The sequence below is a fragment of the Methylomonas rapida genome, assembly GCF_024360925.2.
GTDB classification, from domain to species: domain Bacteria; phylum Pseudomonadota; class Gammaproteobacteria; order Methylococcales; family Methylomonadaceae; genus Methylomonas; species Methylomonas rapida.
Window position 1 is genome coordinate 3808811 of the sequence record NZ_CP113517.1, and the last position, 6190, is coordinate 3815000.

General features: G+C 50.2%; 4 protein-coding genes and 2 rRNA genes (1 of these 6 only partly in view). 1 reads left to right on the forward strand and 5 read right to left on the reverse strand.

Annotated features, from left to right (window positions below; all coding sequences use genetic code 11):
- Nucleotides 1–63: 63 nt before the first annotated feature.
- Nucleotides 64–531: a nuclear transport factor 2 family protein gene (locus tag NM686_RS17945; RefSeq protein ID WP_255189214.1), complete on the forward strand. Its 468-nt coding sequence runs from the start codon at nucleotides 64–66 to the stop codon at nucleotides 529–531.
- A 39-nt stretch (nucleotides 532–570) separates the two neighbouring features.
- Here NM686_RS17945 and NM686_RS17950 read toward each other — a convergent pair whose 3' ends face one another.
- The 5 genes from NM686_RS17950 to NM686_RS17970 all read right to left on the reverse strand — a co-directional run.
- Nucleotides 571–1800, reverse strand: a complete 1230-nt coding sequence (locus NM686_RS17950) for a pyrophosphate--fructose-6-phosphate 1-phosphotransferase (RefSeq protein ID WP_255189215.1) — start codon at nucleotides 1798–1800, stop codon at nucleotides 571–573.
- Between the two features lie 315 nt (nucleotides 1801–2115).
- The gene (locus NM686_RS17955) at nucleotides 2116–2889 is read right to left on the reverse strand and encodes an alpha/beta fold hydrolase (RefSeq protein WP_255189216.1); all 774 of its coding nucleotides are present in this window, start codon (nucleotides 2887–2889) and stop codon (nucleotides 2116–2118) included.
- Nucleotides 2890–2897: 8 nt separating this feature from the next.
- Nucleotides 2898–3620, reverse strand: a complete 723-nt coding sequence (locus NM686_RS17960; RefSeq protein ID WP_255189217.1) for a DUF445 family protein — start codon at nucleotides 3618–3620, stop codon at nucleotides 2898–2900.
- Nucleotides 3621–3704: 84 nt separating this feature from the next.
- Nucleotides 3705–3820, reverse strand: a 5S ribosomal RNA gene (rrf, locus tag NM686_RS17965).
- 147 nt (nucleotides 3821–3967) lie between these two features.
- Nucleotides 3968–6190: ribosomal RNA gene (locus NM686_RS17970) — 23S ribosomal RNA — on the reverse strand (it continues 668 nt past the right edge of the window).

A 6190-nucleotide genomic window follows, 5' to 3' on the forward strand; every position in this document is an offset into this window, starting at 1 on the left:
CACATTTGAAATGTCGTGCAATAAAGAGATGCCAAATCCCTACATCCTTATCCGGAGAAGTTGATGGAGACAAAACCACCGCTGCCACCTTTCACCCTGGAATCCGCCGCGCAAAAAGTGCGCATGGCGGAAGATGCCTGGAATAGCCGAGATCCCGACCGGGTAGTGCAAGTCTATACCGAAGACACGATTTGGCGGAACCGCGCCGAATTTCCGGTCGGCCGTGCTCAAGTGCATGCCTTTTTACAACGCAAATGGGCCAAAGAACTGGATTACCGCTTAATCAAGGAATTATGGGCAACGACCGGCAATCGAATTGCGGTACGCTTTGCCTACGAATGGCACGACGATGCCGGCAACTGGTTTCGCAGTTATGGCAACGAGAATTGGGAATTCAATGGATATGGCTTGATGCAACGACGCTTCGCCAGCATCAACGATTTACCGATAAAACCTGAAGAGCGCCTGTTCCACTGGCCGTTGGGGCGGCGTCCAGACGAACATCCCGGCTTGAGCGAGTTAGGACTTTGAAAGAGAGGGGGGCGGAAGAATCCGCCCCTTACGCCAGCCTTAGTGGCTGACTTCGACTTTACCGCCTTTAGGCTGGCCGATTTCGCTCAACATGCTGTTGAACCAGTCGGTGTCGATATTGAACGGTTTGCCGCCCTTGATGCGCGGGAACTCGATCGCACGCAACACGTTGCCGTTGTCTTCGTCGTGACCGATCACGCCAGACTCGCGGCGGAACGCGCACTCGACCGCCAAGTCGGCGCACGATTTGATCAAACGCATGTCGTCAACGTTGGAAGCAGAAGCCCGGGCGAAGTATCCCGATTTTTGTACCAGGGTTTTTTCCGCGCCTATCATCTGCGCGAATTGCTCGCCGAACCATTTACCAGGGTTGACCGCATCCAGTTTGATGTGACCGAACGCATCGCGCGGCACTTCCTGGCCTTTGGCCTGCATTTCCGCGACGATAGCTTCGACACCGGCACCTTCAGAAACGAAGATGTTGACGCAATCGACTTTGTCCATCACTTCGCGCAGACGCTTGGCTTCGGCTTCCAGGTCGATCGCCATTTCCGGAACGAATACCGCGTGCACTTCATAAGATTCACGAGTCAAACCCAATTCCGGCAACCACTCGGCACGGTCCAGTAATTTGCGATATTCCTGTGCGGTTGCCGCCGTCAGCCAGCCGCAGTTACGGCCCATCACTTCGTGTACGATCAGCATGCGTGGGTTGGCGTTGTTTTCGGCCACCACGTTCATGAAATAACGCGCGCCCTGCTCGGCGGCAGTCCAAGCACCTAGTGATTGCTTGATCGGAAATACGTCGTTATCGACGGTTTTAGGTAAACCAATGACGGTCAGTCCGTAATTATTTCTGGCCAGGAATGCTGCCAAATCCGCTGCTGCCGTATTGGTATCATCGCCGCCGATGGTATGCAGAATATCGACACCATCCTTAACCAATTGATCAGCGGCGACTTTTTGCGGATCTTCACCCTCTTTGACCAAACCGCGTTTCACGCAGTCTTTGACATTAGTCAATTTGACGCGGCTGTTGCCGATCACAGAACCGCCAAAACGTTGCAGAACACCCGCCTTTTTACGCACTTCGGCCGTTACTGGATAAGAATCGCCCAGCAACAGGCCTTTATAACCGCCGCGATAGCAGATGATTTCTATGCTAGGATCGATTTCGGTATAACGTTCGATCAAACTACCGATTGCGGAATTCAAACAAGGCGCCAAGCCGCCTGCTGTCAGTATTGCAACTTTTTTAGGTTTGTTCATGAGCGTGTAGAAGTTAAAGTTAAGAAAAAACCAATGACAAAATCGAATATCAGCCGTTAAGTGATAGGGCCATGTGACCACATCTCAGCCATTCGCACTATGAGTGTGCTAATCAGTGATTTTAACACAAGGTTTTATATTTTCAGGCAAGTTGTCGCCAAGTCGAAGCTATCCGTTTGTTTACGAATAGGATGGCATCTGACAGCATTTTCATGTTCGCCAACCCTACACAAAAAATTCAGCATGTGCGTAAGTCTATCGGCTTAAATACATTTTCCCCGTATACAGAGGAACTGCTAAACATAATGAGCCAAACTAAGCGTTCGTCACCCAATCGCTGACCAGCTGACAAAACACATCGGGAGCCTCGACATATAGCCAATGCCCGGTATTGGGAATTTCAACGATTTCCGCATGAGGGAAGAATTTAAACACCGCTTCTTGCTGAATATATGCCGAATGCTGTCCAGCAATGAACAAGGTCTTTTGTCCGAATGATTGGCCAACCATATCAGGAAAACCGACGATGTTGTGCGCCGTGGCCCGGATATAATCCAGGTTGATTCGCCAATAATAAGCACCGTCCCGGAGCTGCAAATTCTGCAACAAAAACTGACGAAAGGCCAAGTCTGGAATAGCTTCGGCCAAAAAATGATCGGCTTCTTTTCGATTATTGATATGCGCCAACGGCAACTGCTTGAGGGCTTCAATCATGTTATCAAAGCTATGGTTATAACTGATCGGAGCAATGTCAGCGACCATTAATGTTTCGACACGCTCTGGATAGGACAAGGCAAACGACATCGCCACTTTGCCTCCCATGCTATGCCCCAGCAGATGTGCTTTATGCAGGCCTAATTTATTCAAAAATGCCAGGACATCATCCGCCATCAATGGGTAATTCATATGTTCGCTATGGGGAGAAGCGCCATGATTTCGCATGTCCAATGCATATACATGATGCTTCTCTGCCAATCGCTTAGCCACGGTACGCCAATTTTTGGAAGATGCCAAAAAACCGTGCAGGATTACCACGGGACAGTGATCGGGATTTCCGTGACTTTCGAATACGAGTTCAACCGGCTTCATGACAAAAATCAAGCAAAACCAAACAGCGCGCCCAATAAGCCACCAAATACACCTCCCCAAACCACCAACCAACCCAAGTGTTTTTTGATAATGGCTTGCACGATTTCTTTGACCATTTGCGGTGTCAATTCGGCAAGGCGCTTATCAATCACCACTTCGATTTTACTGGTTAAATCTTCACTGATTTTATGAGCATTCAGACCTTGCTGTAATGCATGTTTGAAACGCTCCGACTCCACCATGTCGGTCAATGTGTGTTGCATTTTCTCGATAAAAGATTGCTTCAGCGGCAGCAATGCATCTTCACCGCCCATCATCATCAACATGCCACCAAACGAAGAATTCATGATAGCCGATACCAATCCTTCATAGACTTTATCGTAGTCAACGGCATTCAACAGCGGGCCAAGATTTAACACTTTTCCACCTTGTTTTTCTTCGTTCTCGATAAACTGCTCAATGTGATCCGCAGTGAAAAACTGTTCCATCATCAAGTTTTTAATCGAGGCTTTGAACTCTTCGAACCGTGCCGGAATGATCCCTGATCCGTACAAAAACGGTACTTTTTCGAACAACATGTGAATAGCCAGCCAGTTGGTAATGGCTCCCGAAAAAGCAAAAAAACCAACTGCTTTAATGACGTCAGGATACAAGGGGCTGACATAACCTATAGCTATGACCAATAAGGATATCAGATTGGTAACCGAGCTTTTATTTAAGAAAGTTTTCATAGATGCTGAACTCTGGGAAACATGAGGCTTATGAAAAGACATAAAAAAAGCCCATTCAAAGCTGAATGGGCTTTTGGTTTTGGAGCTTGGCGATGACCTACTTTCACATGGCAAACTGCCACACTATCATCGGCGCAAAGCGGTTTCACTTCCGAGTTCGGGATGGGATCGGGTGGTTCACGCTCGCTATGGTCACCAAGCAAACGGTGTTGGCTGACGTCCTTTGGACTCAACCGTCATGCACAGGGTGGGGCTTTAGCCTTAACCTGTCTTCATGGAAATCTGTATGCGGTGGTTCTCTCAGCTTTCAGCTTTTTGTCAACTGACCCAAACGCATTGGGTGTTATATGGTCAAGCCTCACGGGCAATTAGTACACGTTAGCTACGCCCATTACTGGACTTCCACACCGTGCCTATCAACGTCGTCGTCTCCAACGGCCCTTCAGGGGACTTATAGTCCCAGTGAGATCTCATCTTGGGAGGGGCTTCCCGCTTAGATGCTTTCAGCGGTTATCCTGTCCGAACGTGGCTACCCAGCAATGCCCTTGGCAGGACAACTGGAACACCAGAGGTTCGTCCACTTCGGTCCTCTCGTACTAGAAGCAGCTTCCCTCAAATCTCAAACGCCCACGGCAGATAGGGACCGAACTGTCTCACGACGTTCTGAACCCAGCTCGCGTACCACTTTAAATGGCGAACAGCCATACCCTTGGGACCTGCTTCAGCCCCAGGATGTGATGAGCCGACATCGAGGTGCCAAACACCGCCGTCGATATGAACTCTTGGGCGGTATCAGCCTGTTATCCCCGGCGTACCTTTTATCCGTTGAGCGATGGCCCTTCCATACAGAACCACCGGATCACTAAGACCTACTTTCGTACCTGCTCGACTTGTCCGTCTCGCAGTCAAGCACCCTTATGCCTTTGCACTCATTGCCTGATTTCCGACCAGGCTGAGGGTACCTTCGTGCTCCTCCGTTACTCTTTGGGAGGAGACCGCCCCAGTCAAACTACCCACCAGACACTGTCCCTAACCCGGATCACGGGTCGAGGTTAGAACTCCAAACATACCAGGGTGGTATTTCAAGGTTGGCTCCACCCCGGCTGGCGCCGGGGCTTCACAGCCTCCCACCTATCCTACACAAGTAGGTTCAAAGTCCAGTGTCAAGCTATAGTAAAGGTGCACGGGGTCTTTCCGTCTAGCCGCGGGTACACTGCATCTTCACAGCGATTTCAATTTCACTGAGTCCCAGGTGGAGACAGTGTGGCCATCGTTACGCCATTCGTGCAGGTCGGAACTTACCCGACAAGGAATTTCGCTACCTTAGGACCGTTATAGTTACGGCCGCCGTTTACTGGGGCTTCGATCAAGAGCTTCTCCGAAGATAACCCCATCAATTAACCTTCCAGCACCGGGCAGGCGTCACACCCTATACGTCCACTTTCGTGTTTGCAGAGTGCTATGTTTTTGCTAAACAGTCGCAGCCACCGATTTTTTGCAACCGCCTTACGCTCCATCCGCGAGGGACTTCACTTATCAACGGCATACCTTCTCCCGAAGTTACGGTATCATTTTGCCTAGTTCCTTCACCTGGGTTCTCTCAAGCGCCTTAGAATTTTCATCCCACCCACCTGTGTCGGTTTAGGGTACGGCCGCATGTAACCTGAAGCTTAGAGGTTTTTCTTGGAAGCTGGGCATCTATCACTTCCTCTGCAAGCAGAGTCGTCATCACTTCTCAGCATATAGACTCCCGGATTTGCCTAAGAGTCCTGCCTACCTGCTTAAACTGACACTTCCAACCGTCAGCTGATATAGCCTTCTCCGTCACCCCATCGCAGTTACATCCGGTACAGGAATATTAACCTGTTTTCCATCGACTACGCCTTTCGGCCTCGCCTTAGGTGCCGACTAACCCTGCGTCGATTAACGTTGCGCAGGAAACCTTGGGTTTTCGGCGAGGGAGTTTTTCACTCCCTTTATCGTTACTTATGTCAGCATTCGCACTTCTGATACCTCCAGCCGACTTCTCAATCGACCTTCGCAGGCGTACAGAACGCTCCTCTACCACTCACGCTTACGCGTAAATCCGTAGCTTCGGTACTATGCTTAGCCCCGGTAAATCTTCCGCGCAGACCGACTCGACCAGTGAGCTATTACGCTTTCTTTAAAGGGTGGCTGCTTCTAAGCCAACCTCCTGGCTGTCTGGGCCTTTCCACATCGTTTCCCACTGAGCATAGATTTGGGGACCTTAGCTGACGGTCTGGGCTGTTTCCCTTTTCACGACGGACCTTATCACCCGCCGTGTGTCTCCCGTGCTTGCACTTTCTGGTATTCGGAGTTTGCATCGGGTTGGTAAGTCGGGATGACCCCCTAGCCGAAACAGTGCTCTACCCCCAGAAGCGATACACGAGGCGCTACCTAAATAGCTTTCGAGGAGAACCAGCTATCTCCGAGCTTGATTAGCCTTTCACTCCGATCCACAACTCATCCCCTACCTTTTCAACGGGAGTGGGTTCGGTCCTCCAGTGTGTGTTACCACACCTTCAACCTGGTCATGGATAGATCGCCCG

What these genes read in the sequence shown, in the direction of transcription:
- NM686_RS17945 (WP_255189214.1), top strand. Translation starts at nt 64, where the DNA reads ATGGAGACAAAACCACCGCTGCCACCTTTCACCCTGGAATCCGCCGCG.
- NM686_RS17950 (WP_255189215.1), bottom strand. Translation starts at nt 1,800, where the DNA reads ATGAACAAACCTAAAAAAGTTGCAATACTGACAGCAGGCGGCTTGGCG.
- NM686_RS17955 (WP_255189216.1), bottom strand. Translation starts at nt 2,889, where the DNA reads ATGAAGCCGGTTGAACTCGTATTCGAAAGTCACGGAAATCCCGATCAC.
- NM686_RS17960 (WP_255189217.1), bottom strand. Translation starts at nt 3,620, where the DNA reads ATGAAAACTTTCTTAAATAAAAGCTCGGTTACCAATCTGATATCCTTA.